Here is a 24,807-nt window from a genome sequence, read left to right on the forward strand (position 1 = left end):
GTGTTGCGCTTCTTGGTCGCCACCGGCGGGCCGGGGGGTTGCCGGGTCCCGGAACTTTTTCGTACGACGTGCTCAGGGCGCCGCCGTGAAGTCCCCGCCCACCGTGACCTGTTCACCCTCGGACGCCCGGGCCCGCGCCGTGTAGCCGTCCCGCCCGGCGTCCCGGACCCCCTCCGCGTGGTTGTACTGCCCGGCGAAGGTGTGCGTACCCGCCGGCACGCTCCGCCCCGGCTTCAGCGTCCACCGGTAGACGAGGAAACCGCCCTCCTCGTGCGCCGAGACCACGAAGTCCTGCTCGGGCAGGGAACGCCAGGAACCCGTGGTGTTCACCCCGCCGTTCAGCTCGACCCGCAGTTCGACGGTGAGTGCGGACAGGGGTTCCCTCGCCTCGACCGTCACATTGCTCTGCGCCCAGTAGCGGTTGCTGTGGGAGTCCACCGTGCCGTCCGACCGCAGCGGCCCCTGCCCGGCGGGCAGCGCGCCGCCCCGCGAGGGGTCCGCCGGGGGCGAGGGGGACGGTGACGCGGGTCCGGCGGCCACCCGCGCTCCCGCAGGCTCCCGCTGACCCGCCGAGGTGACCGCGAACGCCCCGGCCGCCAGCACCCCGCACACCGCCGCCGTCGCACCCGCCACCCGCAGCCACGGCATCGGCGCACGCGGCGGACGGGGGGTGCGGGCCGGTGCCTCCCCGGCCATGCCGCGCTCGATCCGGGCCAGCATCCGTTCCCGGTCCGGGCGGTGCGAGGCGGCGGCGGTGTGCAGCCGCTGCCGCAGGTCCTCGTCGTTCACTGTCTTCCTCCGGTGCGCTGCGCCGCGACGGCCACCTGCACCTCGGCGGCCGCTGCCGCGGGGCCGAGCAGCCGCTGCAGTTCCGCCACACCGCGCGAGGTCTGGCTCTTCACCGTACCGACCGATATCCCGAGGACCAGCGAGGTGTCCCGCTCGGAGAGGTCGAAGGCGTGCCGCAGCACCACGCACGCCCGCTTGCGGAACGGCAGCCGGCGCAGGGCCCCTTGGACGTCCACCACCGCCGACACGTCGGGCCCGTCCGCCGCGTATCCGTCCCCGGCGGCGCGCGGCGCCCAGAACAGCGCGATCCTGCGGCGTTCACGCACGGCACTGCGGATGCGCGTACGGGCCAGGTTGGCGACGACCCCACGCGCGTACGCCACCGGGTGCTCGGCGCCCCTGACCCGGTCCCAGCGGTGCCAGAGCGCCATCAGCGCCTCGGCAGCCAGATCGTCGGCCGCGTCGGCCTCGCCCGTCAGCAGGTGGGCGAGCCGGGCGAGTTCGGCATAGTGCGCCTCGAAGAACGCATGGAACTCGGCGGCAGCAGCATCATCCACGACTGTGCCCACGGGTACCCCTTCTCTGCACTCGGATCCCTGCCCGCTCGAACGGGCCGCGTACGTCGCTGTGTACGTTCACACTTCCGTCCGCGGGGACGAGAGCGTACCAACGCGCACCCCGGAAGCGCTTCGACGCGGGTGCGTAACCCAGTAAGGCGTAACACGGCGAAAACGTGAACCCCTGGTACGGAAGAAGCGTCGCGCGACACCTGTGCGGAGCCCCGGCCCCCAGCCACTCGAGTGGCGGTCCGGACCCCGGGTACGCCGACGGGGCGGCGCGGGCCGACGCGGAGTCGGAGTACGCCGCCCCGGTGCGGGACGTGGTGCGGGACGTGGTGCGGGACGTGGTGCGGGACGTGGTGCGGGACGTGGTGCGGGCGGTGGCCCGCGCCGGCATCGCGACTACCTGGGGTCGCTGTCGAACTGGGCCTTGGACCAGCGATGGCCCAGGAGGGTCAGGGCCAGGCACCAGCCGAGGGCGAGCCACCCGTTGCTGCCGATCTCGGTCCCGAGGAGCAGGCCGCGCAGGGTCTCGATGGCGGGGGTGAAGGGCTGGTACTCGGCGATCGGCTGGAACCAGCCCGGCATCGAGTGCAGGGGCACGAAGGCGCTGGAGATGAGGGGCAGCAGGATCAGGGGCATGGCGTTGTTGCTGGCGGCTTCGGCGTTGGGGCTGGACAGGCCCATGCCGACCGCGATCCAGGTGAAGGCCAGGGCGAACAGGGCGAGCAGGCCGAAGGCCGCCAGCCATTCCAGGACGGTGGCATCGGTGGAGCGGAAGCCCATGGCCACTCCGATGGCGCCGACGAGGATCACGCTCAGGATCGTCTGCAGGACGCTGCCCACGACGTGCCCGAACAGGATGGAGCTGCGGTGGATGGCCATGGTGCGGAAGCGGGCGATGATGCCTTCGCTCATGTCGGTGGAAACCGAGACGGCGGTGCCGATGGTGGTGGAGCCGATGGTCATGAGCAGGATGCCGGGAACGATGTAGGCGATGTAGGCGGAGCGCCCCGCACCGCCGCTCATGGTGTCGCCGAAGATGTAGACGAAGAGCAGCAGGAGCATGACGGGGGTGAGGAGCAGGTTGAGGGTGAGGGAGGGGTAGCGGCGGGCGTGCAGGAGGTTGCGGCGCAGCATGGTGGAGGAGTCGCGCACGGCGAGGGGGAGGGTGCTCATCGGGCGGTCTCCTTGGGATGGTTGGGCTGGCTGGGGAGGGTGGTGGTGGTGAGGGCGAAGAAGACGTCGTCGAGGTCGGGGGTGTGCACGGTCAGTTCGTCGGCCTCGATTCCGGTGGTGTCCAGGCGGTCGAGGATGGTGCGCAGGTCGCGTTGGCTGCCGTCGCTGGGCAGTTGGAGGGAGAGGGCCTCGTCGTCGCGGGTTGCGGTGGTGAGGGTGCGGGCTGCGTCGCGGTAGGTGGTGGGGTCGGTGAAGCGCAGGCGGACGTGGCCGCCGGGGACGAGTCGTTTGAGTTCTTCGGCGGTGCCTTCGGCGGCGATCTTTCCGTTGTGGAGTACGGCGATGCGGTCGGCGAGTTCGTCGGCCTCTTCGAGGTACTGGGTGGTGAGGAGGACGGTGACGCCTTCGGAGACCAGGGCGCGGATGATCTGCCACATGGTGTGGCGGGAGCGGGGGTCGAGGCCGGTGGTGGGTTCGTCGAGGAAGATGATCCGCGGGTTGCCGACGAGGGTCATGGCGATGTCCAGGCGGCGTTTCATGCCGCCGGAGTAGGTGGAGGCGGGTTTCTTCGCTGCTTCGGTCAGGTCGAAGCGCTCCAGGAGTTCGGTGGTGACCTGGCGTCCCTCGTTCTTGGGCAGGTGGTGCAGGTCTGCCATGAGTAGCATGTTCTCCTCGCCGGTGATCAGTCCGTCGACGGCGGAGAACTGGCCGGTGACACCGATCGCGGCACGCACCGCCTGCGGGTCGGCGGCCAGGTCGTGACCGCCGATGCGGATGTCGCCGGAGCCGGCGCCCGCGGAGACGAGCGTGGAAAGGATCTTGACGGCGGTGGTCTTGCCTGCCCCGTTCGGGCCGAGCAGGGCGAAGACCGTTCCTTCGGGGACGGTCAGGTCGACGCCGTCGAGGACGGTCTTGTCGCCGTAGGACTTGCGCAGCCCGTTCGCCGCGATGGCCAGGTCGGTCATGGGGTGCTCCTTCACAGGCTGCGGGCGGTGATGTCGCCGTGGGCGGTGGTCGCGTGGATGGTCAGGCCGGCGGCGGCGCCGTCGGTGTTCTTGAGCGCGTTGTGGATCCGGCCGTATGTGGTGCCGGCGTCCAGGGAGGCGGAGACTCCGCGGGCGGCGCCGACCGAGATCCCGCCGGACAGGGTGCGCAGTTCGACCGTGCCGCCCATGGCCTCGGTGATGTTGATGTCGCCCTGCTGGGTGCTGATCTCCCCGGGGCCGCCCAGGCGGCCGACCGACACGTCACCGGCGAGGAGGGTGAGGTGGGCGCTCGCGGTCTCGTCGAGCTTGACCGAGCCCTGCGCGCTCTCGAAGGCGACGTCACCGAGCCGTCCGACGCCCCGGAACTCGGCGCCGGCCGCCTTCGCCTCGACGCGGGAGCCTGCGGGCAGCTGGACGGTCACCTCGACGGACCCGGAGCTGCCGAGGATCCGGTTCTTCGCCGGTGAGGCGGTGATCCGCAGGACACCGTCTCCGTAGGCGACCGTGGTCCGCTCGGCCGCCTTCACGTCCTGGCCCCTGGAGGCGTCGGCGGGCAGGACCTCGACCGTGGTGTCGGCCCGGTCGGCGGCGATGAACCGGACGCGCCCTGCGGGGAGGTCGAGCACGGCGGAGATCGGGGCGGGGGTGTCGAAGTTCTGCATGGCGTGTCCCTGTCTGCTCGTCGTTTCTGATAGTGGAAACGCTACGTTGCGTTCATGGATGCAGCAAGAGACGCGTTGCGTATGACACGCATAAGTGCAGGTCAAAGCCTACTAATCGTTGCAACGGCCCTGGGCGTAATGCAACAAGCGGACAGTCTGTCGTTGCAATGGAATGGAAGTGAACGCTATGCTCGGGGTATCGGGACCTACGAAGGGAGATCGCGGTGCCGGGAGGCAGGCTCACTCAGGAGGAACGCCGGCACATCTCGCTCGGGCTGGCCGACGGGCTCGCCTACGCGGAGATCGCCAGACAACTGGACCGCCCCACCTCGACGATCACGCGTGAGGTGATGCGCAACGGCGGCCCTACCGCCTACCGCGCCGACCTGGCCCACCGTGCCACCGAGCGCCGCGCCCACCGGCGCGGGCAGACCACGTCCCGGGGCGTGGAGGCGGTTCCGCAGGCTTACGGGCGTGACGCCGAGGCCGTGCGCGAGTACGAGGAGGTGTTCACCACCGTCATCATGGCTTCGGGCATGCCCAAGATGATGTCCCGGGTGATGGCCTGCCTCACCCTCGCCGACACGGGCAGTCTCACCGCGGCCGAACTCGTCCAGCGTCTCCAGGTCAGCCCGGCGTCCGTCTCCAAGGCGATCGCGTTCCTCGAGGAGCAGGGCCTCGCCCGCCGGGAACGCGACGAACGCCGCCGCGAGCGCTATGTCGTCGACGACGACATCTGGTACGAGTCCATGATGGCCAGTGCCCGGTCCACCGCCCAGGTCGTGGAGGTCGCACGGCAGGGCGTCGGTGTCCTCGGCCCCGGCACCCCGGCCGCCACCCGCCTGGAGAACGTCGCCCGCTTCCTCGACTTCGTCTCCGAGAGCACCGCCCGCGCCGCGGAGCAGGCGCGCGCGATACTCCACGCGAAACCCGCGACGACCTCGGGCGGCGCGGCCGATGCGGGTGCGGACCACGGACAGGACGCCCCGCACCGATGATCACGGCCCGTACTGCCCCGCGGTGGAGCGCGGCCGTGTGACGGCCGCGCCGCGACGCCCCCCGCGTCCTCAGCTCCCCAGTGCCGCCTTCATCATCTTCTGGGCGATCGGCGCGGCCAGGCCGTTGCCGCTGACCTCGGAGCGGGCCGCCCCCGAGTCCTCGACGACCACCGCGACGGCGACCTGCTCGCCGGTGGAGTCGTCCTTCGCGTACGAGGTGAACCAGGCGTACGGGGTGTTGCTGTTGCCGACGCCGTTCTGGGCCGTGCCCGTCTTGCCGCCGACCTCGGCGCCGGCGATCCGGGCGTTGGTGCCCGTGCCCTTCTCCACGACGGTGACCATCGCGCTGCGCAACTGCTCGGCGGTGGACTCCGACACGACGCGCTCGGTGTCCCCGTCCGGGAACGCCTGCAGCGTCGAGCCCCCGGAGTCCGTCACCTCGGAGACCATGTGCGGGGCGGCCAGCTCGCCGCCGTCGGCGAGGGCCGCGGAGACCATGGCCATCTGCAGCGGGGTCGCCGTCACCTCGAACTGGCCGATGCCGGTCAGCGCTGTCTGCGCCTTGTCCATGCCCGTGGGATAGACACTCTCGGAGGCGCGCACCGGCACGTCCAGCTTCTCCGTGTCGAAGCCGAACGCGTCCGCCATCGCCTTCAGCCGGTCCTGGCCGAGATCGGCGGCGACCTTCGCGAAGACGTTGTTGCAGGAGTACTGGAGTGCCGTGCGCAGGGTGGCGTTCCCGCAGGGCGCCGAGGCGTTCTCGTTGGTCAGGACCGTCGACGTGCCCGGCAGGGTGTACGGGTCGGGGCTGTCCGTGGGGACGTCGACCGAGCTGTACAGACCGTTCTCCAGCGCCGCCGACGCCACCACGAGCTTGAACGTCGAGCCGGGTGGGAGGGGCTGGCGCAGTGCCCGGTTGACCAGGGGCTTGTCCTTGTCGCCGAGCAGCTTCTGCCAGGTGTCGCCGTCCGTCGTCCCGCTGATGCCGGAGGGGTCGTACGAGGGCGAGGAGACCATGGCGAGGATCCGCCCGGTCTCCGGGTCCATCGCGACGGCCGCGCCCCGGTCGTCGCCGAGCGCGTCGTGGGCCGCCTTCTGGACGGCCGGGTCGATGGTCGTCAGCACGTCGCCCGGTGCGGCCTGCTCGCCGGTGATCACCTCGCCGGGATTCCTGAGCCGGTCGTCGGTGCCGTCGAGCACGTCGCCGTAGATGCCTTCGAGTTGTGTGGCGCCGTACGCCTGCGAGCTGTAGCCGGTGACGGCCGAGTACAGCTCACCCTGGGGGTAGGTGCGCTTGTAGCGCAGGTCGCCGCCCCGCGTCTCCTTCGAACCGGTGACCGGTGAGCCGGCCACGATGATGTCGCCGAGCGGCTGCGCGTACTGCGCGATCGTGTTCCGCCGGTTGTGGTCGTCGTCCGCGAGCGCCCGGGCCTCGTACGCCTGGACCCAGGTCGCCCGCACCAGCAGGGCGAGGACCATGAGCAGACAGAAGACCGAAGCGCGCCTGATTGTCTTGTTCATCCCGCTGAGGGACGAGTGGGGTGGCGGGGGCCGTTCCCGTTCGTCTGCCTTCTCACCGATTTCTCACCTGCCGGGCCAGGAATCTTCTCGGCGCCCGCTCTCACTCCTCCAGCAGGAGGAGCACCTCGTCGGTCTCCTCGCCGCGGGCCTCCGCGTACCCCCGGTCCGTGCCGGTCAGGGTGAAGCCGCACTTCTCCAGCACGCGGACCGACCCCGCGTTGTCCGCGGCGGCCCGCGCCCGCAGCGGGCGTTCCGGTACGGCGTCGAGCAGCGCCCGCAGCGCCGCCGTCGCCAGGCCCCTGCCCCAGCGCGAACGGTCGATCCAGTAGGTGACCTCGCGCTCGGCCGGCGGTCCGTAGACGCCTACGCTGCCCACCACCACGTCATCGGCGAGCACGGTGCGCATGACGACGCTCTCCGACGCGCGGATGCGCTGCCAGTGGGCGTCGAACATCGCCCGGTCGGACGGATCGGCGCTGGTGAAGGCGGCCACCCGGGTCGCCTCCGGGTCGCTCATGAAGGCGAAGAACAGGGGCAGGTCGCCGTCCCGGACCTCGCGCAGGGTGACGTGCACGGGGTCAGAGTCTCCGGGTGGCGAGGGTGAGGCGGTCGCGGGCGTCGAACAGCGCGTCCTTGACCATCTGCTCGTGTGCCGGCGTGAGCCGGGCGACCGGGACGGAGCAGCTGATCGCGTCACGCGCAGGCGTGCGGTACGGGATGGCCACGCCGAAGCAGCGCAGCCCCAGGGTGTTCTCCTCGCGGTCCACCGCGTACCCCTGCTCGCGGATGACGTGCAGCTCCTCGATCAGCTTCTCGCGATCGGTGAGGGTGTGCTCGGTCAGTGCCGGCAGTGTCTCGGGCAGCATCTTGCGGACCTGCTCGTCGCTGTGGGTGGCCAGCAATGCCTTGCCGAGCGAGGTGGAGTGGGCGGGCAGCCGGCGGCCGACACGGGTGAAGGGGCGCAGGTAGTGCTGGGACTGCCGGGTGGCGAGGTAGACCACGTTCGTGCCGTCCAGGCGGGCCAGGTGGATGGTTTCCGTGGTGTCGTCCGAGAGCCGGTCCAGGGTGGGCCGGGCGGCGGCGACGACCTCGTCACCGTCGATGTACGACGTGCCGACGAGCAGGGCGCGTACACCGATCCCGTACCGCGTGCCCGTCGCGTCGGTCTCCACCCAGCCGAGCTCCACCAGCGTGCGCAGCAGCATGTAGAGACTGGACTTGGGGTAGCCGACGGCTTCCTGCACGGCGGCCAGCGAGTGCATTCCGGGGCGCCCCGCGAAGTATTCGAGGAGTTCCACCGTCCGTACCGCGGACTTGACCTGTGCCCCACCAGACTCGGCAACCGACATGCCTCATGCCCCTTCCAGCCCTCTTGCCACAACCGTGCGCGACCCTGCGACTTCTTGCCAACACTGAACACCCGGAAATAGAGTTCCTGCCATATTCACGATCAGGAACGCTGTTCAGAATACCGAACAACTTCTGATGTGTAGCAGTGGACCGGAAGGAAACACGGTGGCAGCAGCACCAGTCTGGAGTGTCGACCCCCGCACCGGGAACCCGCGTGAGCAGGTTGCGGTGGAGGCTACAGCGGAGGAGGTCGACCGTGTGGTCCGGGCCGCGCACGCCGTGCGCGGCGCCCTGGCCGACCGCACCGTCCGCGCCGCGTTCCTGCGCACGGCGGCCGATCTGCTCGCCGAGGCCCAGGAACACGTCATCGAGGCGGCCGACGCGGAGACAGCGCTCGGCCCGGCCCGGCTCACCGGCGAGCTCGCCCGCACGGCGGCCCAGTTGAGGGCCTTCGCGGAGGTCGTCGACGAGGGTGCCTTCCTCGACATCCACATCGACCACGAGGACGGCAGCAGGACCCCGCCCTGGCCGGACCTGCGCCGCTACAAGATCCCGCTCGGCGTCGTCGCCGTCTACTCCGCCAGCAACTTCCCGCTCGCCTTCTCCGTCCCCGGCGGTGACACGGCGAGCGCACTCGCCGCGGGCTGCCCGGTCGTCGTCAAGGCGCACCCTGACCACCCCGCAACCTCCGAGATCTGCGCCTCGATCCTGCGCAGGGCAGCCGTGCGGAACGGCCTGCCCGAAGACGTGGTGAGCCTGGTGCACGGCTTCGACGCGGGCGTCGAGCTGGTGAAGCACCCGCTGATCACCGCGGCAGGCTTCACCGGCTCGATCCGCGGCGGCCGGGCCCTCTTCGACGCGGCGGCGGCCCGCCCCACCCCGATCCCGTTCCACGGCGAGCTGGGCTCGCTCAACCCGGTCGTCGTCACCGCGGCGGCCGCCGCGGAACGCGGTGAGCAGATCGGGGCCGGCCTCGGCGGCTCCATGACGATGGGCGCCGGGCAGTTCTGCACCAAGCCCGGCTTCGTCCTCGCCCCGTCCGGCGAGGCCGGCGACCGGCTGCTGAAGTCGCTGACCGAGACGGTCAGCGACACCGGCTCGGGCGTCATGCTCGACCACCGGATGCGGGACGCCTTCGTCGCGGGGGTGGCCGAGCGGGCGGCACTGCCGGACGTCGAGGCCCCCGTCACCCCCGGTGCGGGCGGCGAGCACACCGTCTCCGCGGGCTTCCTCACCGTCCCCGCGCAGCGGCTCGCCGAAGAGGGCCCGCACGACGCGCTGCTGGAGGAGTGCTTCGGCCCCGTCACCGTCGTCGCACGGTACGACTCCGAGGACGAGATCACCGCCGTGCTCTCCCGCCTCCCGGGCAACCTCACCGCCACGCTCCAGATCGCCACCGAGGAGACCGACGCCGGCGCCGCCCGGCTGCTCACGGAGCTCACCCCGCTGGCGGGCCGCGTCCTGGTCAACGGCTGGCCGACCGGTGTCGCCGTCGCCCCCGCCCAGCACCACGGCGGCCCCTACCCGGCCACCACCTCGACCTCCACCTCGGTCGGCGCCACGGCGATCGAACGCTGGCTGCGCCCTGTCAGCTACCAGTCGACGCCCGACGCCCTGCTCCCGCCGGAGCTCCGCGAGGACAACCCGCTGGGGCTGCCGCGACGGGTCGACGGGCGCCGCGCATGACGGTGCGACTCCCCGAAATACCCTTCGACCTGGAGCCGTTGGGCCCCGACGGCGGATGGGCGTACGAGAACGGCGTGCTCACCGGCCGGGCGGGCGCCCGGCAGGACCGCTTCGTCCCGCCGGGCGGCGACTCCCTGGAACCCGCCTCCGACGCCCCGCGCCTGCTGGGCGCCGTACCGGAAGGCGACTTCCGGCTGGCCGCGCGGGTGACGGTGGGCTTCGCCGCCGCCTTCGACGCCGGGGTCCTCTACCTCCACGTGGGGGAGCGGGAGTGGGCGAAACTCTGTCTGGAGCTCTCCCCGGACCAGCCCACCGTCTGCACGGTCGTCACCCGGGGCCACTCGGACGACGTCAACTCCGCCGTGGTGGACGGCGACAGCTGCTGGTTGCGGCTCAGCCGCACCGGCGACGCGTTCGCCTTCCACGCCTCGGCCGACGGGGAGAAGTGGACCTTCGTCCGCGTCTTCACCCTGGGCACGGCCCAGCAGCGGGCCGCTGCCCGCGCCGGCTTCCTCGTCCAGTCGCCCACGGGCGAGGGCTGCACGGTGTCGTTCGACCGCATCACCTACGCGCCGGGCGGACTCGCCGACCTGCGCGACGGCAGCTGAGCCGACCGGGTAGCCGGTAACGGTCCTCCGCCCTCCGGCTCACGCCGGAGGGCGGAGGACCGGCCGGCGGCCCGGCGCAGCTACGTCACACACCGGCCGCGTACCGGACGAAGTCCGCCCAGCCGGCGGGGCTGAGGGTCAGGTGGGGGCGGGCGGTGTCCTTCGAGTCGCGGACGAGGACGATGTGCTCCGTGGCGGCGACCTCGACGCACGCACCCCCCTCGTTGGAGCTGTGGCTGCTCTTCGACCAGGTGAGAGGCCCCGTGCTGTCGGCAGCGCCGTCGATGCTCATCGCAGTAACTCCTCGATGGCAGTCAGGGAGTCGGACGGTGTGAGTGCCTGCGCCCTGATGCTGCCGTAGCGTGCGGCCAGGATACGGACCTCATCGGGCTCGGTGATGAGCCTGCTGACGTTCTGCACCTCCATGTACGCGAGTTGAGAGCGTCCTTTCGGCGTCAGCAGAATGAAGGGGCCGCCCAGTCCGGCGTGCTCGTCGCGACCGGTGGGCATTACCTGAAGCTCCAAGCTCCTCAGCCGGCCGAGAGCGAGCAGCTGTTCGAGCTGTGCTCTGTGCACCTTCTCGCCACCGATCGGCCTGCGCAGTACCACCTCCTCGACGATGCAGGTCACGATCGGGGCGGGCCACCGAGTCAGCAAGTCCTGGCGAGCCAGGCGCGCTGTCACGCGTTGCTCGATCGTCGCCTCGTCCAGCAAGGGCTTCCGCATGGTGAACAACGCCCGCGCGTGTTCCTCCGTCTGGAGCAGGCCCGGGACGACATGACTGGCGTATTCGTGGACCTCGGCCGCGTTGGTCTCCAGCTGGACGTAGTCCCGGAACCACGCCGGATGCCGCACCCGCGCCCGGGCCCGAGCCCGGGCCACGTCCTCCGACGCGGCCCGCAGCAACCCGCCCGCACCCAGCAACTCGTCCGCCGCGTCCAGGAATTCCGGCTGCGCCGTACGACGGCCCCGCTCCAGGGAGCGGATGAGGTCCTCGCTGTAGCCGAGCCGTTCACCGAGCTCGCGCTGGGTCAGCCCCGCCCGCTCCCTGAGGAGCCGGATCTGGCGTCCGACGACGCGGAAGAGGTCCGCCGCCTCCTCGGGGCCGTCGTCGTCGCCGATCGTGTCGTCCAGAACCACCGGTACCTCCGGTACCCGTCGCCGTGCGCACCGGTACGTGCTCGTCACGTACCGCCATCACTCCTGGTAAGCGTACGGTCACGCGGCCACGCTGAGTGGTGTGAAGAGCGAATCCGTACAGATCCCCATGGCCCCACAGCAGTTCACCCAGTTGCTCAGCGCCACCCGGCGAGGTGCCCGGCTCGGTCGGTTGCTCACGGTGGAGCAGCTCGTCGCATGGGGGTGGCCCCGCGACGGCGAGGCCACCCACGCCGCCGCCCTCGTGGTGGCCGAGCTGACCTCCAACGCCGTCCGGCACGGACGGCTGTAGGGGCGGGGCTTCCGCGTCGGCCTCAGCCTCTGGCCGGAGGGGACACTGCGGATCGAGGTGACGGACCCGCGCGGTGAGCGTCCCCTTCCCGTGGGGCCCACGGAAACGCCGGAAGGGGGCCGGGGGCTGCTCCTCGTCGGCGCCCTCGCCGCGGACTGGGGCGTGCGTCCGTCACCGCCGTCGGGGAAGACGGTCTGGGCGGAGATCGGCCCGTCCGGGAGACGCTGGAGGAGCCGCGCCCAGGTCAGTTCCTGACCGCTTCGCGCTGCTCATTGCCCCGTGCCAGCCGGGTCGTCGCCAGAGAGGTGAGGCTCAACAGGATCGCGCTGATCACCAGGCTCGTCCGCATCCCGTCCTCGAAACCGTCCGCGACCAGGGCGCCGAACGCGGCCACCCCCAGCCCGCCGGAGACCTGACGGGCGGCGTTGAGGACACCCGCGGCGACCCCGGCCCGGTCGGCCGGCACGGTCTCCATCATGGCGGCGGTGAGCGGCGGCAGGGCCAGGCCCGCTCCCAGTGCCAGCGGAACGAGCAGCGCGGCGGTCAGCACCAGCGACGTGTCCGTGTCCACGGACAGCAGGAGCAACAGGCCGCCTACGGAGACCATCTGGCCCACCAGCATCGGCAGTCTCGGCCCGTAACGGTTCGCGAGCCTCCCCGACAGGATGTTCACCACCACCAGTAGGGCACTCATCGGCAAGAACATCAGGCCGGCGGTGAGCGCGGACTGCTCGCGTACCTGCTGGAAGAAGAGGCTGTAGACGAAGATCATGCCGTAGAAGGCGACGCTGATCGCGGAGCCGGCTCCCACCGCCACCGCGACGGTCCGGTTGCGGAAGAGGCCCAGCGGCACCACGGGATGCGGATGCCGGGACTCGATACGGAAGAACGCGGCCAGCGCCACCACCGCGATCCCGAGGGCCACCAGGGCGACCCTTCCCTCCTCGATCACCGCGAACGCCAACCCGGCCAGGGCGAGAACGGCGGTCAGCTGACCGGGGAGGTCCAGTGGGGCAGGCCGGCGCGCCGAACGCGGGGCCCGGACGGTCAGCGCCAGCGCGGCCAGCCCCAACGGCAGGTTGATGAAGAATATGGCCCGCCAGTCCCAGGCCGTCGTCAGCGCCCCGCCCACGACCGGGCCGAGTGCGGCCGCGGTGGTGCCGCCCGCCGCCCACAGCGACACCGCGCGACGGCGCTGAGCGGGGCCGGCGTAGGCCTGGCGCACCAGGGCGAGCGTGGTAGGCAGGACGACGGCGGCAGCGACTCCCTGCACCACCCGGAATCCGATCAGCGCCGCGAGGCCGGGGGCCAGACCGCAGGCGACGGACGCCAGCGTGAACAGGGTGATTCCGAGGGCGTACGCCCGGGTCGCGCCGATCCGGTCGGAGAAGGCGCCCGTCGACAGCAGCAGTGCGGCGAAGGCGACCGTGTAGGCGTCGACCACCCATTGCAGCCCCGACATCCCGCCGCCGAGGTCGGACCCCATCGAGGGGAGCGCGACGTTCACCACCGACGCGTCCAGCATGATCAGCGCGAAGCCGAGCAGGGACGCGACGAGGGTGAGGGCGGGGGAGGGGGACGGGGACGAGGGCGGGAAGGAGCCGCGTCGGCCGGACGGCAACGCATCGGCGGGCAGGGGCGTTCGAAGAGCGTTCTCTGTCGGCATGCCTCCAGCCTGGCGATCACGGCCCGCGTACAGTAGTGGCCTGAATGCCATACCCCCGGAGGTTCTGGCCATGCCGCCCGTGCACCGCGTAGCCGTCATCTCGACGCCGCCCGTGTCCATGTTCAACATCGCCATCCCTGAGATGCTGTTCAGCAAGGTCGAGATCGACGGCGATCCCGGGTACGAGACGGCCTTCTGCACCCTGCGACCCGGCCCCGTGCGCACCAGTGGCGGACTCGACGTGCACATCCCGAACGGCCTGGATCTCATCGACACGGCCGACACCGTGATCCTCGCCGGGGCGGGCTCCTGCGAGGAACCAGACCCACGCATCCTGGCCGCCCTGCGTCGGGCCTCGGCCGACGGCAAGCGCATCGCCTCCATCTGCACCGGCGCCTTCGCCCTGGCCGAGGCGGGTCTGCTGGACGGGCGGGCCGCCACCACGTACTGGACGTACACGGGCGAACTCGGCGACCGCTACCCCTCGGTCGAACTCCAGAAGGACGTCCTCTTCGTCCAGGACGGCCCGGTCCTCACCTCGTCCGGGTACGCGGCCGGGATCGACCTGTGCCTTCACATCATCCGTACCGACTACGGCGCCGCCGTCGCGAACCGGGTCGCCCGCCTCACCCTCGTCGCACCCGTACGACCCGGCGGCCAGACCCAGTTCACGGACACGCCGCTGCCGCCCGAGCGCGGGGTGTCCTTCGCCCGGACCCGCGCCTGGGCGATGCAGCACCTCGACGAACCGCTGACGCTCACCGACCTGGCCCGTCACGGTGGCGTGTCCGTACGCACGCTCTCGCGCCGCTTCCACGCCGAGACCGGGCTCAGCCCACTCCAGTGGCTGCTGCATCAGCGCATCGAACGCGCCCGGGAACTCCTGGAGACCACCACCCTGCCCATGGACCATGTGGCCCGTGCCAGCGGTCTCGGCACGGCGGATTCGATGCGCCAGCACCTCCAGCGCCGCCTCGGCCTCACCCCGAGCGCCTACCGCGCCTCCTTCACCAGGCTCACCGCGGTCCCCGTCGCGGGGGAATGAGCAGGTCGGATCGCATGTTGAGGGGGAGCGGAGGGCTCCTCCGCGTGTATCAGCCCGCCCCCGGAACCTGGAGAGAAGAAGAGTCATGCGCGTCGAGATCTGGAGCGACATCGCCTGCCCGTGGTGCTACATCGGCAAGGCCCGCTTCGAAAAGGGCCTGGCCGCGTTCGACCACCGCGACGAGGTCGAGGTGGTGCACCGCTCCTTCGAGCTCGACCCGGGGCGCGCCAAGGGCGACACCCAGCAGGTGATCGACATGCTGGCGCAGAAGTACGGGCGCACCCCGGAGGAGGCCAGGGGCATGGAGGCCAACGTCGCCGCGAACGCGCAGGCCGAAGGGCTCGGTTACCGAGCCGAGGGGCGTGACCACGGCAACACCTTCGACATCCACCGCCTGCTGCACCTGGCCAAGGCACGAGGCCGCCAGGACGAGCTGCTGAGCCTCGCCTACCGTGCGAACTTCGCCGAGGAGCGCTCGGTCTTCGACGACGCCGTACTGGCCGACCTCGCGGTGGAGGCCGGGCTCGACGGCGACGAGGTGCGCGCGGTGCTGGCCGACCCCGACGCGTACGCGGACGACGTGCGGGCCGACGAGCGCGAGGCCGCCGAGCTGGGCGCCGACGCCGTACCGTTCTTCGTGCTCGACCGGCGCTACGGCATCTCCGGCGGCCAGCCCTCCGAGGTGTTCGTGCAGGCGCTGGAGCAGGCGTGGAAGGACCGGGAAGTCACCGCGCTCACTCCGCTCGGCGGCGAGGCGGCGGTCTGTGACACGGACGGATCCTGTGAGGTGCCCCAAGAAGGCGCCTCGGATCAGCGCGTATAAGTATTCCTTGGGTTCCCCGCTCAACCCCGCGCAATTGACGCCAGGTTGAGCGGGCGTCAGGCTGTCCGGCATGGAGACTTCTGCGATCGACCAGGTCAGGGCTGCCGAATTCGCGCCCGAGACCACGTATCTCAACACGTCCACCTGCGGCTTGCTGCCCCGCCGGGCCGTCGAGGCGATCAAGGCCCTGGCCGAGGAGAACGCCACGGGCCGCCGGTCCGGTTCGGGCAGCGCCGAGGCGGTGGACGCGGCCCGGGCCGGCTTCGCCCGGCTCGCCGGCGTCACCGCTGACCGGGTCGCCAACGGCGGATCCGTCGCCGCCCACGTGGCGCTGGTGGCGGCCTCGCTGCCGGCGGGCTCCGAAGTCCTCGCTCCCGAAGGGGAGTTCAGTTCGGTCGTCAGTCCGTTCGCCGTGCGCGGAGATCTGAAGATGCGGTACGTGCCGCTGACCGAGCTGGCCGAAGCCGTGCGGCCCGGTACCGCGCTCGTCGCCTTCTCCGCCGTCCAGTCCTCCGACGGCAGGATCGCCGACCTGGAGGCGATCCGTGCGGCGGCCGCCGCGCACGGGGCGCGGACGCTGCTCGACGCCAGCCAGTCGGCGGGATGGCTGCCGCTGGACGCCGGGGCGTACGACTACACGGTCACCGGCGGCTTCAAGTTCCTGCTGTGCCCCCGGGGCACGTCGTTCCTGACCGTGACCGAGGAGGCGCAGGAGAGCCTGCCGGTTCTGTACGCGGGCTGGATGTCGGCGGAGGAGCCCTGGGGGAGCACGTACGGGCCGGTCGAGCGGCTGGCCACGTCCGCCCGCCGGTTCGACGAGCCGACCGCCTTCCTCGCTTACCACGGGGCCGAGCACTCCCTGGCGCTGCTGGCCGGGGTCGGGGCCGAGGCGCTGCACGCCCACGCCACCGGCCTCGCCGCCCGCTTCCGCGCGGGACTGGCCCGGCTCGGGCACGAGGCGGTGCCCGCCGACTCCGCGGTGGTCGCCGTGCCCGGACTGGGCGCCCGTGAACCCGAGCTGGCCAGGGCGGGGGTCATGGTCTCCGACCGGGCCGGGAATCTGCGGGCGGCCTTCCACCTGTACAACACCGAGGCCGACGTCGACCGCGCCCTGGACGCGCTGTCCGGCTGAGCCGGTCCCGCCCGAGCCGGAGCGGGCCGGTCCGGCTCGGGCCCGCTACCGGCCGGGACAGTCCCCGGCCTCCTGGCAGAGGTTCCCCTCCACCTTGGCGAGCAACCGGGCCAGTTCGGCGCGTTCGGCCGGATCGAGCCCCGCGAGAGTGTGCTCCTCCAGGCCGGACCAGGCGTTCCGCACCGCGGTGTGCAGGGCGCAACTCTCGTCCGTGGCCTCGACCAGGACGGCCCGCCGGTCGTCCGGGTCGGGGCGGCGGCGCACGTGCCCGGTCTGTTCGAGGCGCTGGAGCATCTTCGTGACGGTGGACGGGTCGAGGTCCACGGACCTGATCAGCTCGGACTGGCGGACCGCCCCGCTGTCCCACAGGTGCATCATCAGGAACTCCTGGCCGGGGTAGAGCCCGAGCCCCTTGAGCAGTCTGGCCGCCGCGTTGCGGTGGAGTCTGGCGACCCGCGAGACGGCATGGCTGACGGGGCCGCCGAGCGCCGCGCTCGGCAGCGCGTCCGTACAGGCGGCACCGTCCGGAGCGGTCGCGGTGGCTTCGGCGGGCGTGGCATCGGCCTTCATCGGGACTCCTCGGGGCGGTGGTGCTGCCCGGTCCGCAGCCGGGTTCGTGACGTGGTCCGGGACGGGGTCCATGACGTCCTCATGAACTTTACCTTGGTCGGCCAAGTAATGGGTTACAGTGGCGCTCGGTCAATTACTTGGCCGACCACATAACTCCCCTGGGGGCTCCCATGACCACAGTGTTCGATCCCGTCGATCTCTCCGGTACGCAGCTTTCCAACCGCATCGCCCTCGCACCCATGACCCGCAGCCGGGCAGGCGAGGGGGGCACGGCCACCGACCTCACCGTCACGTACTACACCCAGCGGGCCTCGGCCGGGCTCCTCATCACCGAGGGCATCCAGCCGTCCGTGGTCGGTCAGGGATACCCCTCCACCCCTGGCCTGCACAGTGCCGAGCAGGTCGCCTCCTGGCGCAGGGTCACCGAGTCCGTCCACGCGGCCGGCGGCCGGATCTTCGCCCAGATCATGCACGCGGGCCGGATCGGCCACCCCGTCCTGCTGCCGGACGGGCTGATCCCGGTCGCCCCCTCTCCGGTCGCCGCGCCCGGCCAGATCTACACCCAGGTGGGTCCCCAGGACTTCGTGGAGCCGCACGAGCTCACCGACGCCGAGATCCGTACGACCATAGGCGACTTCGCCACGGCCGCCCGCAACGCCGTCGACGCGGGATTCGACGGGGTGGAGCTGCACGGCGCCAACGGCTATCTGATCCACCAGTTCCTGGCCCCCAACACGAACCTGCGCACCGACGCGTGGGGCGGGTCGGAGCAGGCGCGCATCCGGTTCGCCGTCGAGGTCGTCAAGGCGGTCGTCGCCGAGATCGGCGCCGGGCGGACCGCTCTGCGCATCTCACCCGGCAACCCGTACAACGGCATCGAGGAGCCCGTGCCGGACGCCCTCTACACGGCCCTCGTCGCGGAGCTGGAGCCGCTCGGGCTCGCCTACCTGCACGTACTGGAGCAGGGCGACATCCGCGAGCTCACGCTCGCGCTGCGCAAGCAGTTCTCCGGCACCCTCGTCCTCAACGTGTTCTCCGACGGGCCGACCGGGCCCGAGCACCACACGGTGATCGACGACGGGACCGCGGACCTGATCTCCTACGGCGCCCTGTTCCTCGCCAACCCGGACCTGCCTGCCAGGCTCAAGTCGGGCGGGCCGTTCAACACGCCTGACCCGGCCACCTTCTTCGGCGGCGACGCGAAGGGCTACACCGACTATCCGGCGCTGGACGCCGTCTGAGCCGGAGGCGGCGCCACCGTCGCGGTCCCGCCCCGTCACCGGGCCGGTCCCCTTGCGGCGGGTGACGGGGCAGGCGGCGGGCCGGGCGGCGGGCTCCGTGCGGGCCCGCCCGGTGTCCGTCACGCGGAGTCGCGGCGTACCAGCTCCGTGGGCAGGATGACCGCGGCCGGGTCCTCCCCGCCGATCTGCGCCAGCAGCACCCGGACCATCTCCGCGCTGATCCGGTCCCACGGCTGGCGGACCGTCGTCAGCTCGGGGCGCGCGGCGAGCGCCGCCGGGGAGTCGTCGAAACCGCCGACGGCGATGTCCTGCGGCACCCGCCGGCCCGCCCGTTCAAGCGCGGTGAGCACCCCTTGTGCCATCAGGTCCGAGGCGACGAACACCGCGTCGACGTCCGCCGCCCGGTCCAGCAGGAGCGAGGCCGCCGCCTCGCCGCCCGCCCGGCTGTAGTCACCCGGCACGACCAGTGCCTCGTCGAGGGGCAACCCGCACTCGGCGAGCGTCTCGCGGTAGCCCGCCAGCCGCTCCACTCCGCCCGGGGTGTCCAGCGGCCCCGTGACCGTGGCGATCCGGCGGCGCCCCGACTCGTACAGGAAGCGCACCATGTCCCGGGCGCCGTTGCGGTCGTCGGCGGCGACGTAGCTCACCTTCGACCCGTGCCCGAGCGGCTTGCCGCAGGCCACCAGCGGGACCCCGGCCTCGTGCAGCTGGGCGGCGACCGGGTCGCCGGAGTGGTTGGAGACGAGCAGCACCCCGTCGACGTGCCCGGCGATGTACCGCATGTTCCGGCGGCGCTCGGCCTCCGTCCCGGCGATCATCAGCAGCAGTGGGATGTCGTGTGCGGCGAGCGCGGTGGTGCATCCGCGCAGCAGCACGTTGAAGTTGGGGTCCTCGAAGAAGCGCTCCTGGGGTTCGGTCAGCAGGAACGCCACGGAGTCGGAGCGGCCGGTGATCAGGGAGCGGGCGTGCCGGTTCACGGTGTAGCCGGTCCGGCGTATGGCGGACTGCACCGCTTCGAGCGCGGCCGGGCTGACGTTGTGACCGCCGTTGAGCACCCGGGAGACCGTGCCCCGGGAGACCCCGGCCTCCCGGGCGACGTCGTGGATCGTCGGGGGGCGGCGGCGTCCGGTGCCGTTCTGTTCTGTGCGGCTCATGGTGCTTGATCTTTCATCAAGGGAAGCCCTGTTGAGGAGCTGTCAGGACTTTACGGCGCCGGAGAGCAGGTCGAGGCTCCAGAACCGCTGGATCACGAGGAACAGGGCGATCAGCGGAATGATCGCCAGGAGCGCGCCGGTGACGACCAGGGTGTAGAGGGCGGGGGTGTTGGCGCCCTGCTGGAGCAGCGTGTAGAGCCCCAGGGTCACCGGGAACTTCTCGTCGTCGCCGAGCATGATGTAGGGCAGCAGGAAGTTGTTCCACACGGCCACGAACTGGAACAGGAAGACGGTGACGAGCCCCGGCAGCATCATCGGCAGCGCGATGGTCCGGAAGATGCGCCACTCGCCGCCGCCGTCCATGCGCCCGGCCTCGATCACGTCGGCCGGCACGGCCGCGGCGGCGTAGATCCGGGCCAGGTAGACCCCGTACGGGGAGAGGACGACGGGCAGCAGCACCGACAGGTACGAGTCGGTCATGTCCGCCTTGGCCAGCAGCAGGTACTGCGGGACGGCCAAGATGACCGGCGGCATCAGCACCCCCGCCAGCAGGACGTTGAAGACGGTTTCCTTGCCGCGGAAGCGGTACACGGCCAGGGCGTAGCCCGAGACCGCCGACACCACGGTGGAGAGGAGGGCGCCCGCCCCGGCGTAGAAGGCGGAGTTCGCCATCCACCTCCAGTACACGCCGTCGCGGTAGGCCGAGAGGTCGGCGACGTTCTCGGCGAAACCCGAGCCCGGCAGGAAGGTGAAGGTGGAGAACAGTTCGCTGCCGGACTTGGTGGAGGCGACCAGGACCCAGAGGACCGGCAGCAGGCAGTACACGGCCCCGAGGAGCAGCGCGGCGGTGGGGACGAGCGGGAAGCGCCGTCGGCCGGTGGCGATGGACGGGGTGCTCATCGGGAGTCTCCCTGCTTCGTACGGGAGTTGGCCGCCTTGAGGAAGCCGAAGGACAGGGCGAGGGTGGCCAGCGCGATGAGGACTGCCTGTGCGGCCGCCGCGTAGATGTCGTTGTTGACGAAGGCGTCCTGGTAGACCTTCATCAGCGGACTCCAGGTGGTGGAGAGCGAGTTGGTCAGCGGCTTCAGCGTCGTCGGCTCGCTGAACACCTGGAGCGTCGCGATGATCGAGAAGAAGAAGGTCAGGATCAGGGACGGCGCCACCATCGGGATCTTGATCCGCAGCGCGATCTGCAGCTGCGAGCAGCCGTCGAGCCGCGCGGCCTCGAAGATCTCGGCGGGGATCGCCCGCAGCGAGGTGTAGATCACGATCATGTTGAAGCCGGTGCCGCCCCACACCGCGATGTTCGCCAGCGAGAGGTACAGCGGCCCGCCGTCCAGCAGATCGGGCTGCGGAAGCCCCATGGCGTCGAGGAGGTAAAGGAAGGGGCTGACGTCGGGCAGGTAGAGGAAGCCCCACATCAGCGCGGCGATGACGCCGGGGATCGCGAACGGCAGGAAGATCGCCAGCCTGGTGAAGCCGCGCAGCCGGAGCCCTTCGGTGTCCAGCAGCAGGGCGAACAGGAGGGCGAGGCCGAGCATCACCGGGACGACGATCGCGCCGTAACCGAGGATGCGCAGCGCTCCGTGCAGCAGCTCCGAGTCGGAGAGGGCGTCGGCGTAGTTGGAGAGGCCGGCCCAGACCTCGTCCCGGGCGCCCTTGCCGAGGCCGAGTCCCCTGACCTCGGTCCGGCGGAAGCTGAGGTAGAGGGCGTAGCCGATGGGCAGGGCGAAGAAGAGCAGGAACAGGACGGTGGCGGGGACGAGGAAGGCGTACGGGGCGCTCTTGACCCCGTATGCCTTCCTGCGGGGTGTACGTGTCACTCCGAGACTCCGAAGCCCTGCTTCTTCAGGTCCGCGACGGTGGCGTCCTGCATCGCGGTCAGCGCGGTGCCGAAGTCCGACTTGTTCTTGGCTGCCGCGGCGAAGTTGTCCTTGAAGGCGCTGTACGCGACGTTGACGTTCGGGCCCCAGGCCGCGGGAGCGGTGCCCTGGGCGATCTCGGCGGCCTCGGTGTAGAAGGCGGGCTGGTTGGAGAAGTAGTCCGGAGCCTTCGAGAGTGCGCCGGCGGTCTGGGCAGCCGTCGCGGCGGGGTAGATGCCGCTCTCCTTCACCAGCGCGGCGAGCGCGGCGGGGTCCGTGTTCAGCCACTTCGCGAAGGTGGCGGCGGCCTTCTTGTTCTTCGAGTCGTTGGTCACGGCGGTCGAGGAGCCGCCCCAGCTGCCGGTGACGCTCTCACCCGCGGTCCACTGGGGGAGGGGGGCCATCGCCCACTTCCCCTTCGTGTCGGGCGCGGCGGTGGTCAGGGTGCCGGGTGCCCAGACGGCGCTGACCCAGGCGACCTGCTTGCCGGTGTTGAGCGCCTTGTTCCACGCCGGGGTGTACATCGGCTGGTTGTCGATGGCGCCCTCCTTGACCAGACCGCCCCAGAAGTCGGCCACCTTCTGCGTGGCGGGGTCGTCGATCGCGACCTTCCACTTGTCGCCGCCCGTGGTCCACCACTTCGCGCCCGCCTGCTGGGCGAGGCCCGCGAAGAGGCCCGAGTCGTTGGAGGAGAAGGTGGTGAGGTCCTTGTCCGGCGCCTTCTTCTTCAGCGCCCGGGCGGTCTCGGCGAACTCGTCCCAGGTGGTGGGCACGGTCAGGCCGTACTGCTTGAAGAGGTCCTGGCGGTAGTAGAACATCAGCGGGCCCGAGTCCTGCGGCAGCGCGTACAGGGCGTCCGAGCCGAGCGTCGTCTGCTGCCAGATCCCGTCGGCGAACGCGCCCTTCGCGTCACCCGCCTCCTGCGATATGTCGGCGAGGACGTCGTTGGAGACGAGGGTGGGGAGCGCCTGGTATTCGGCCTGGACCAGGTCGGGGGCCTTGTGGGCCTTCGCCGCCGTGATGATCTTGGTGACGAGGTCGTCACCCGACGCCTGCTTCTTCACCGTGACCGTGATGCCGGCCTCCTTGCCGGGGCCCTTGTTCCAGATGTCCGCGACCTTGTCCAGGCCGGGCGCCCACGCCCAGTAGGTCAGGGAGGCGGGTCCGGAGGCGGCCGGCTCCTCGCCCCCGTCGTCCGGGGAGCCGCAGCCCGAGAGCAGGGCGGTGGCGGTGAGTGCGGCGGCGGTGGACACCGCGAGGGTGCGGTATTTCATGGTTTCTCCCCTGACGAGACGAACAGGCGCCTCGGCGGCCTGGCCGGAACGGCGCTGTGAGCGTTCACAGTAGAGAAACGAAACCGACACTTGTCAATGGTTGTTGCTGTGCGGTTATGTTGGCTCTGCGCCGCCGAGAGTGTGTGTGCACGTTCCCAGAAGTTGTCCCGAAGAGCCAGGAGCTGTCCATGCCGCACTCAGAATCCGCTCCCTACCCCGTCGGCCTGCACAAGCTGGCCTTCGGCGGCGACTACAACCCCGAGCAGTGGCCCGAAGAGGTCTGGCACGAGGACGTACGCCTGATGCGGGAAGCCGGCGTGAGCATGGTCAGCGTCGGGATCTTCTCCTGGGCACTGCTGGAACCCGAACCGGGCACCTACGACTTCGGCTGGCTCGACCGCCTGATGGACCTGCTGCAGGTCAACGGCATCCGCGCCGACCTCGGCACCCCCACCGTCGCCCCGCCGGCCTGGTTCTACCGCGCCCACCCCGAAGCCCTGCCGGTCAGCCGGGACGGAGTGCGCTACGCCTTCGGGTCACGCGGCGCCATCTGCCACAGCTCGGCCCCCTACCGGGCGGCGGCGGCGGAGATCACCGAGCAGCTCGCCCGCCGGTACGCGAGCCACCCCGCCCTCGCGATGTGGCACGTCCACAACGAGTACGGCGTCCCCGTCAGCGCCTGCTACTGCGACAGTTGCGGCGCGCACTTCCGCCGCTGGCTCGCGGCCCGGCACGGCTCGGTCGACGCGGTCAACGAAGCCTGGGGCACCGCGTTCTGGGGCCAGCGCTACCGCACCCTCGACGAGATCGACCCGCCCCGCACCACGCCGACCGTCGGCAACCCCGCCCAGCAGCTGGACTACGCCCGCTTCGCCGACGCCACCATGCGCGAGAACTTCACCGCCGAACGCGACATCCTGCACCGGCTCGCCCCCGGCGTCCCGGTCACCACCAACTTCATGACCGCCCTCAGCCAGTGCGAATCCGTCGACTACTGGGCCTGGGGCCGCGAGGTCGACCTCGTCACCAACGACCACTACCTGATCACCGACGGCCGCCGCACCCACGTCAACCTCGCCATGGCCGCCGACCTCACCCGCTCCGTGGCGGGCGGCGCCCCCTGGCTGCTGCTGGAACACTCCACCAGCGGCGTCAACTGGCAGCCCCGCAACCCCGCCAAGCGCCCCGGCGAGATGGCCCGCAACAGCCTCGCCCACGTCGCCCGGGGCTCCGAGGGCGCCATGTTCTTCCAGTGGCGCCAGTCCCGGCGCGGAGCCGAGAAGTTCCACTCCGCGATGGTCCCGCACGCCGGTACCGACTCGCGCATCTGGCGCGAGGTGAGCGCACTCGGCGCCGGCCTCGGCCTGCTGGAAGGCATCCGGGGCACCCGGACCGTCGCCGACGTGGCCATGCTCTGGGACTGGCAGTCCTGGTGGGCCCAGTCCCTGGAGTGGCGCCCCAGCGAGGAGCACGACGCCCGCGAGCGGGCCGACACCTTCTACGCCTCGCTCTACGACCGCCACCTCACCGTCGACTTCGCCCACCCGGACGCGGATCTCTCCGCGTACCCCCTGGTCGTCGTCCCCGCCCTCTACCTCGCGACCGAGGCGACCGGCCGCAACCTGCGCCGGTACGTCGAGGGCGGTGGCACCCTCGTCGTCTCGTACTTCTCCGGCATCGTCGACGCGGACGATGCCGTCCACCCCGGCCCCTACCCGGGTGTGCTGCGCGACGTCCTGGGCCTGACCGTCGAGGAGTTCTCTCCGCTCGGCGAGGGCGAAACGGTCCGCCTGATCACGCCCGAGGGCGCCCCCGAGGGCCCGGAGCTCACCGGCGACCTCTGGTCGGACGTGGTGATCCCGCGCGGCGCCGAGACGCTCTGGTCGTACGCCGACGGCATCCCGGCCGGCCGGCCCGCCGTCACCCGCAACCGGCTCGGCGAGGGCACCGCCTGGTACATCTCCACGCGGCTCTCCGGCCCCGGCCTGGACGCCGTCCTGGACCGCGCCGCCGCCGACGCCGGCATCGAAGCCCGCACCGGCCTGCCGTACGACGTCGAGGTCGTCCGCCGCACCGGTGAGAGCGGCACCTACCTCTTCGTGATCAACCACACGGACGCCGAGGCCGGAGTGGCGCTGGACGCCCCCGGCACCGAACTCCTCACCGGCGAGCCCGCCGTGGACAAGCTCGCCGTTCCGGCGGGCGCGGTCCGTGTCGTGCGGCTCGACGGCTGAGGCGCACCAACGCACAC

The 24,807-nt window shown here is 71.3% G+C and carries 24 protein-coding genes and 1 pseudogene; 9 read left to right on the forward strand and 16 right to left on the reverse strand.

Annotation, left to right across the window (positions count from 1 at the left end; translation table 11 throughout):
- Window positions 1-72 precede the first annotated feature (72 nt).
- The 5 genes from QFZ58_RS27820 to QFZ58_RS27840 all read right to left on the reverse strand — a co-directional run bounded on the left by QFZ58_RS27820 (window position 73) and on the right by QFZ58_RS27840 (window position 4,176).
- Complete coding sequence (locus QFZ58_RS27820) at window positions 73-789, reverse strand: hypothetical protein (protein ID WP_307127643.1); 717 nt, start codon at window positions 787-789, stop codon at window positions 73-75.
- On the reverse strand, window positions 786-1,358 hold the full coding sequence (locus tag QFZ58_RS27825; RefSeq protein ID WP_307127644.1) for a SigE family RNA polymerase sigma factor: 573 nt from the start codon (window positions 1,356-1,358) through the stop codon (window positions 786-788). The genes QFZ58_RS27820 and QFZ58_RS27825 overlap by 4 nt, the downstream gene beginning before the upstream one ends.
- A gap of 393 nt (window positions 1,359-1,751) precedes the next feature.
- Window positions 1,752-2,528, reverse strand: coding sequence for an ABC transporter permease (locus QFZ58_RS27830; protein WP_307127645.1), 777 nt, complete (start codon window positions 2,526-2,528; stop codon window positions 1,752-1,754).
- Window positions 2,525-3,493 carry an ATP-binding cassette domain-containing protein gene (locus QFZ58_RS27835; protein ID WP_307127646.1) on the reverse strand — a complete coding sequence of 323 codons (969 nt, stop codon included), beginning with the start codon at window positions 3,491-3,493 and terminating at the stop codon, window positions 2,525-2,527. The genes QFZ58_RS27830 and QFZ58_RS27835 overlap by 4 nt, the downstream gene beginning before the upstream one ends.
- 11 nt (window positions 3,494-3,504) lie before the next feature.
- A complete protein-coding gene (locus QFZ58_RS27840) occupies window positions 3,505-4,176 on the reverse strand; it encodes a DUF4097 family beta strand repeat-containing protein (RefSeq protein ID WP_307127647.1) in 672 nt (223 codons plus the stop codon).
- Window positions 4,177-4,400: 224 nt separating this feature from the next.
- On the opposite strand from QFZ58_RS27840, the gene QFZ58_RS34540 reads away from it, so the two are divergent.
- Entirely contained in the window at window positions 4,401-5,174 is a 774-nt protein-coding gene (locus QFZ58_RS34540) for a helix-turn-helix domain-containing protein (protein WP_373428598.1), read from the forward strand.
- A 69-nt stretch (window positions 5,175-5,243) separates the two neighbouring features.
- On the opposite strand, the gene QFZ58_RS27860 is transcribed toward QFZ58_RS34540, so the two are convergent.
- The 3 genes from QFZ58_RS27860 to QFZ58_RS27870 all read right to left on the reverse strand — a co-directional run bounded on the left by QFZ58_RS27860 (window position 5,244) and on the right by QFZ58_RS27870 (window position 8,044).
- Entirely contained in the window at window positions 5,244-6,695 is a 1,452-nt protein-coding gene (locus QFZ58_RS27860) for a penicillin-binding protein 2 (protein ID WP_307127648.1), read from the reverse strand.
- A 100-nt stretch (window positions 6,696-6,795) separates the two neighbouring features.
- Complete coding sequence (locus QFZ58_RS27865) at window positions 6,796-7,269, reverse strand: GNAT family N-acetyltransferase (RefSeq protein ID WP_307127649.1); 474 nt, start codon at window positions 7,267-7,269, stop codon at window positions 6,796-6,798.
- A 4-nt stretch (window positions 7,270-7,273) separates the two neighbouring features.
- Window positions 7,274-8,044 (reverse strand): IclR family transcriptional regulator, encoded by a 771-nt coding sequence (locus tag QFZ58_RS27870; RefSeq protein WP_073747874.1) that lies wholly within the window; start codon window positions 8,042-8,044, stop codon window positions 7,274-7,276.
- 166 nt (window positions 8,045-8,210) lie between these two features.
- On the opposite strand from QFZ58_RS27870, the gene QFZ58_RS27875 reads away from it, so the two are divergent.
- The gene (locus tag QFZ58_RS27875) at window positions 8,211-9,731 is read left to right on the forward strand and encodes an aldehyde dehydrogenase (NADP(+)) (RefSeq protein WP_307127650.1); all 1,521 of its coding nucleotides are present in this window, start codon (window positions 8,211-8,213) and stop codon (window positions 9,729-9,731) included.
- Entirely contained in the window at window positions 9,728-10,339 is a 612-nt protein-coding gene (locus QFZ58_RS27880; RefSeq protein ID WP_307127651.1) for a DUF1349 domain-containing protein, read from the forward strand. Before QFZ58_RS27875 ends, QFZ58_RS27880 begins: the two co-directional genes overlap by 4 nt.
- 85 nt (window positions 10,340-10,424) lie before the next feature.
- Here the strand turns inward: QFZ58_RS27880 and QFZ58_RS27885 are convergent, their stop codons facing one another.
- Both QFZ58_RS27885 and QFZ58_RS27890 read right to left on the reverse strand, forming a co-directional pair.
- On the reverse strand, window positions 10,425-10,631 hold the full coding sequence (locus tag QFZ58_RS27885) for a DUF397 domain-containing protein (protein ID WP_307127652.1): 207 nt from the start codon (window positions 10,629-10,631) through the stop codon (window positions 10,425-10,427).
- Window positions 10,628-11,473 (reverse strand): Scr1 family TA system antitoxin-like transcriptional regulator, encoded by an 846-nt coding sequence (locus QFZ58_RS27890; RefSeq protein WP_373428677.1) that lies wholly within the window; start codon window positions 11,471-11,473, stop codon window positions 10,628-10,630. Before QFZ58_RS27890 ends, QFZ58_RS27885 begins: the two co-directional genes overlap by 4 nt.
- 133 nt (window positions 11,474-11,606) lie before the next feature.
- Between QFZ58_RS27890 and QFZ58_RS27895 the strand changes: the two are divergent.
- A pseudogene (locus QFZ58_RS27895) lies at window positions 11,607-12,044 on the forward strand (ATP-binding protein).
- Here QFZ58_RS27895 and QFZ58_RS27900 read toward each other — a convergent pair.
- Entirely contained in the window at window positions 12,034-13,455 is a 1,422-nt protein-coding gene (locus QFZ58_RS27900; RefSeq protein ID WP_307127654.1) for an MFS transporter, read from the reverse strand. The pseudogene QFZ58_RS27895 and the gene QFZ58_RS27900 sit on opposite strands and share 11 nt — an antisense overlap.
- Window positions 13,456-13,525: 70 nt before the next feature.
- Between QFZ58_RS27900 and QFZ58_RS27905 the strand changes: the two genes are divergently transcribed.
- The 3 genes from QFZ58_RS27905 (at window position 13,526) to QFZ58_RS27915 (ending at window position 16,455) form a co-directional block, all read left to right on the forward strand.
- The gene (locus tag QFZ58_RS27905) at window positions 13,526-14,500 is read left to right on the forward strand and encodes a GlxA family transcriptional regulator (RefSeq protein WP_307127655.1); all 975 of its coding nucleotides are present in this window, start codon (window positions 13,526-13,528) and stop codon (window positions 14,498-14,500) included.
- Window positions 14,501-14,585: 85 nt separating this feature from the next.
- Complete coding sequence (locus QFZ58_RS27910) at window positions 14,586-15,323, forward strand: DsbA family oxidoreductase (RefSeq protein ID WP_307127656.1); 738 nt, start codon at window positions 14,586-14,588, stop codon at window positions 15,321-15,323.
- 70 nt (window positions 15,324-15,393) lie between these two features.
- Complete coding sequence (locus QFZ58_RS27915; RefSeq protein ID WP_307127657.1) at window positions 15,394-16,455, forward strand: aminotransferase class V-fold PLP-dependent enzyme; 1,062 nt, start codon at window positions 15,394-15,396, stop codon at window positions 16,453-16,455.
- 45 nt (window positions 16,456-16,500) lie between these two features.
- Here the strand turns inward: QFZ58_RS27915 and QFZ58_RS27920 are convergent, their stop codons facing one another.
- A complete protein-coding gene (locus tag QFZ58_RS27920) occupies window positions 16,501-17,025 on the reverse strand; it encodes a MarR family winged helix-turn-helix transcriptional regulator (protein WP_307127658.1) in 525 nt (174 codons plus the stop codon).
- Between the two features lie 170 nt (window positions 17,026-17,195).
- Here QFZ58_RS27920 and QFZ58_RS27925 point away from each other — a divergent pair, with 170 nt between their 5' ends.
- Entirely contained in the window at window positions 17,196-18,266 is a 1,071-nt protein-coding gene (locus QFZ58_RS27925) for an alkene reductase (protein ID WP_307127659.1), read from the forward strand.
- A 119-nt stretch (window positions 18,267-18,385) separates the two neighbouring features.
- Here the strand turns inward: QFZ58_RS27925 and QFZ58_RS27930 are convergent, their stop codons facing one another.
- From QFZ58_RS27930 to QFZ58_RS27945, 4 genes are read right to left on the reverse strand one after another with little or no spacing between them, the layout of a single operon-like run.
- Window positions 18,386-19,420 carry a LacI family DNA-binding transcriptional regulator gene (locus QFZ58_RS27930; protein WP_307127660.1) on the reverse strand — a complete coding sequence of 345 codons (1,035 nt, stop codon included), beginning with the start codon at window positions 19,418-19,420 and terminating at the stop codon, window positions 18,386-18,388.
- A 42-nt stretch (window positions 19,421-19,462) separates the two neighbouring features.
- A complete protein-coding gene (locus QFZ58_RS27935) occupies window positions 19,463-20,320 on the reverse strand; it encodes a carbohydrate ABC transporter permease (protein WP_307127661.1) in 858 nt (285 codons plus the stop codon).
- On the reverse strand, window positions 20,317-21,243 hold the full coding sequence (locus QFZ58_RS27940) for a carbohydrate ABC transporter permease (RefSeq protein ID WP_307127662.1): 927 nt from the start codon (window positions 21,241-21,243) through the stop codon (window positions 20,317-20,319). The genes QFZ58_RS27935 and QFZ58_RS27940 overlap by 4 nt, the downstream gene beginning before the upstream one ends.
- Window positions 21,240-22,556, reverse strand: a complete 1,317-nt coding sequence (locus tag QFZ58_RS27945) for an extracellular solute-binding protein (protein ID WP_307127663.1) — start codon at window positions 22,554-22,556, stop codon at window positions 21,240-21,242. Before QFZ58_RS27945 ends, QFZ58_RS27940 begins: the two co-directional genes overlap by 4 nt.
- A 188-nt stretch (window positions 22,557-22,744) precedes the next feature.
- Here QFZ58_RS27945 and QFZ58_RS27950 point away from each other — a divergent pair, with 188 nt between their 5' ends.
- On the forward strand, window positions 22,745-24,790 hold the full coding sequence (locus QFZ58_RS27950) for a beta-galactosidase (protein ID WP_307127664.1): 2,046 nt from the start codon (window positions 22,745-22,747) through the stop codon (window positions 24,788-24,790).
- The last annotated feature ends 17 nt before the right edge of the window (window positions 24,791-24,807 follow it).

Origin of the sequence: Streptomyces sp. B1I3, assembly GCF_030816615.1 — a bacterium.
Taxonomy (GTDB): Bacteria; Actinomycetota; Actinomycetes; order Streptomycetales; family Streptomycetaceae; genus Streptomyces.

Coding starts and splice junctions, on each gene's coding strand:
- QFZ58_RS27830 (WP_307127645.1), bottom strand. CDS start 2,528: ATGAGCACCCTCCCCCTCGCCGTGCGCGACTCCTCCACCATGCTGCGC.
- QFZ58_RS27835 (WP_307127646.1), bottom strand. CDS start 3,493: ATGACCGACCTGGCCATCGCGGCGAACGGGCTGCGCAAGTCCTACGGC.
- QFZ58_RS27840 (WP_307127647.1), bottom strand. CDS start 4,176: ATGCAGAACTTCGACACCCCCGCCCCGATCTCCGCCGTGCTCGACCTC.
- QFZ58_RS27860 (WP_307127648.1), bottom strand. CDS start 6,695: ATGAACAAGACAATCAGGCGCGCTTCGGTCTTCTGTCTGCTCATGGTC.
- QFZ58_RS27870 (WP_073747874.1), bottom strand. CDS start 8,044: ATGTCGGTTGCCGAGTCTGGTGGGGCACAGGTCAAGTCCGCGGTACGG.
- QFZ58_RS27880 (WP_307127651.1), top strand. CDS start 9,728: ATGACGGTGCGACTCCCCGAAATACCCTTCGACCTGGAGCCGTTGGGC.
- QFZ58_RS27885 (WP_307127652.1), bottom strand. CDS start 10,631: ATGAGCATCGACGGCGCTGCCGACAGCACGGGGCCTCTCACCTGGTCG.
- QFZ58_RS27900 (WP_307127654.1), bottom strand. CDS start 13,455: ATGCCGACAGAGAACGCTCTTCGAACGCCCCTGCCCGCCGATGCGTTG.
- QFZ58_RS27905 (WP_307127655.1), top strand. CDS start 13,526: ATGCCGCCCGTGCACCGCGTAGCCGTCATCTCGACGCCGCCCGTGTCC.
- QFZ58_RS27910 (WP_307127656.1), top strand. CDS start 14,586: ATGCGCGTCGAGATCTGGAGCGACATCGCCTGCCCGTGGTGCTACATC.
- QFZ58_RS27915 (WP_307127657.1), top strand. CDS start 15,394: ATGGAGACTTCTGCGATCGACCAGGTCAGGGCTGCCGAATTCGCGCCC.
- QFZ58_RS27920 (WP_307127658.1), bottom strand. CDS start 17,025: ATGAAGGCCGATGCCACGCCCGCCGAAGCCACCGCGACCGCTCCGGAC.
- QFZ58_RS27925 (WP_307127659.1), top strand. CDS start 17,196: ATGACCACAGTGTTCGATCCCGTCGATCTCTCCGGTACGCAGCTTTCC.
- QFZ58_RS27930 (WP_307127660.1), bottom strand. CDS start 19,420: ATGAGCCGCACAGAACAGAACGGCACCGGACGCCGCCGCCCCCCGACG.
- QFZ58_RS27935 (WP_307127661.1), bottom strand. CDS start 20,320: ATGAGCACCCCGTCCATCGCCACCGGCCGACGGCGCTTCCCGCTCGTC.
- QFZ58_RS27945 (WP_307127663.1), bottom strand. CDS start 22,556: ATGAAATACCGCACCCTCGCGGTGTCCACCGCCGCCGCACTCACCGCC.
- QFZ58_RS27950 (WP_307127664.1), top strand. CDS start 22,745: ATGCCGCACTCAGAATCCGCTCCCTACCCCGTCGGCCTGCACAAGCTG.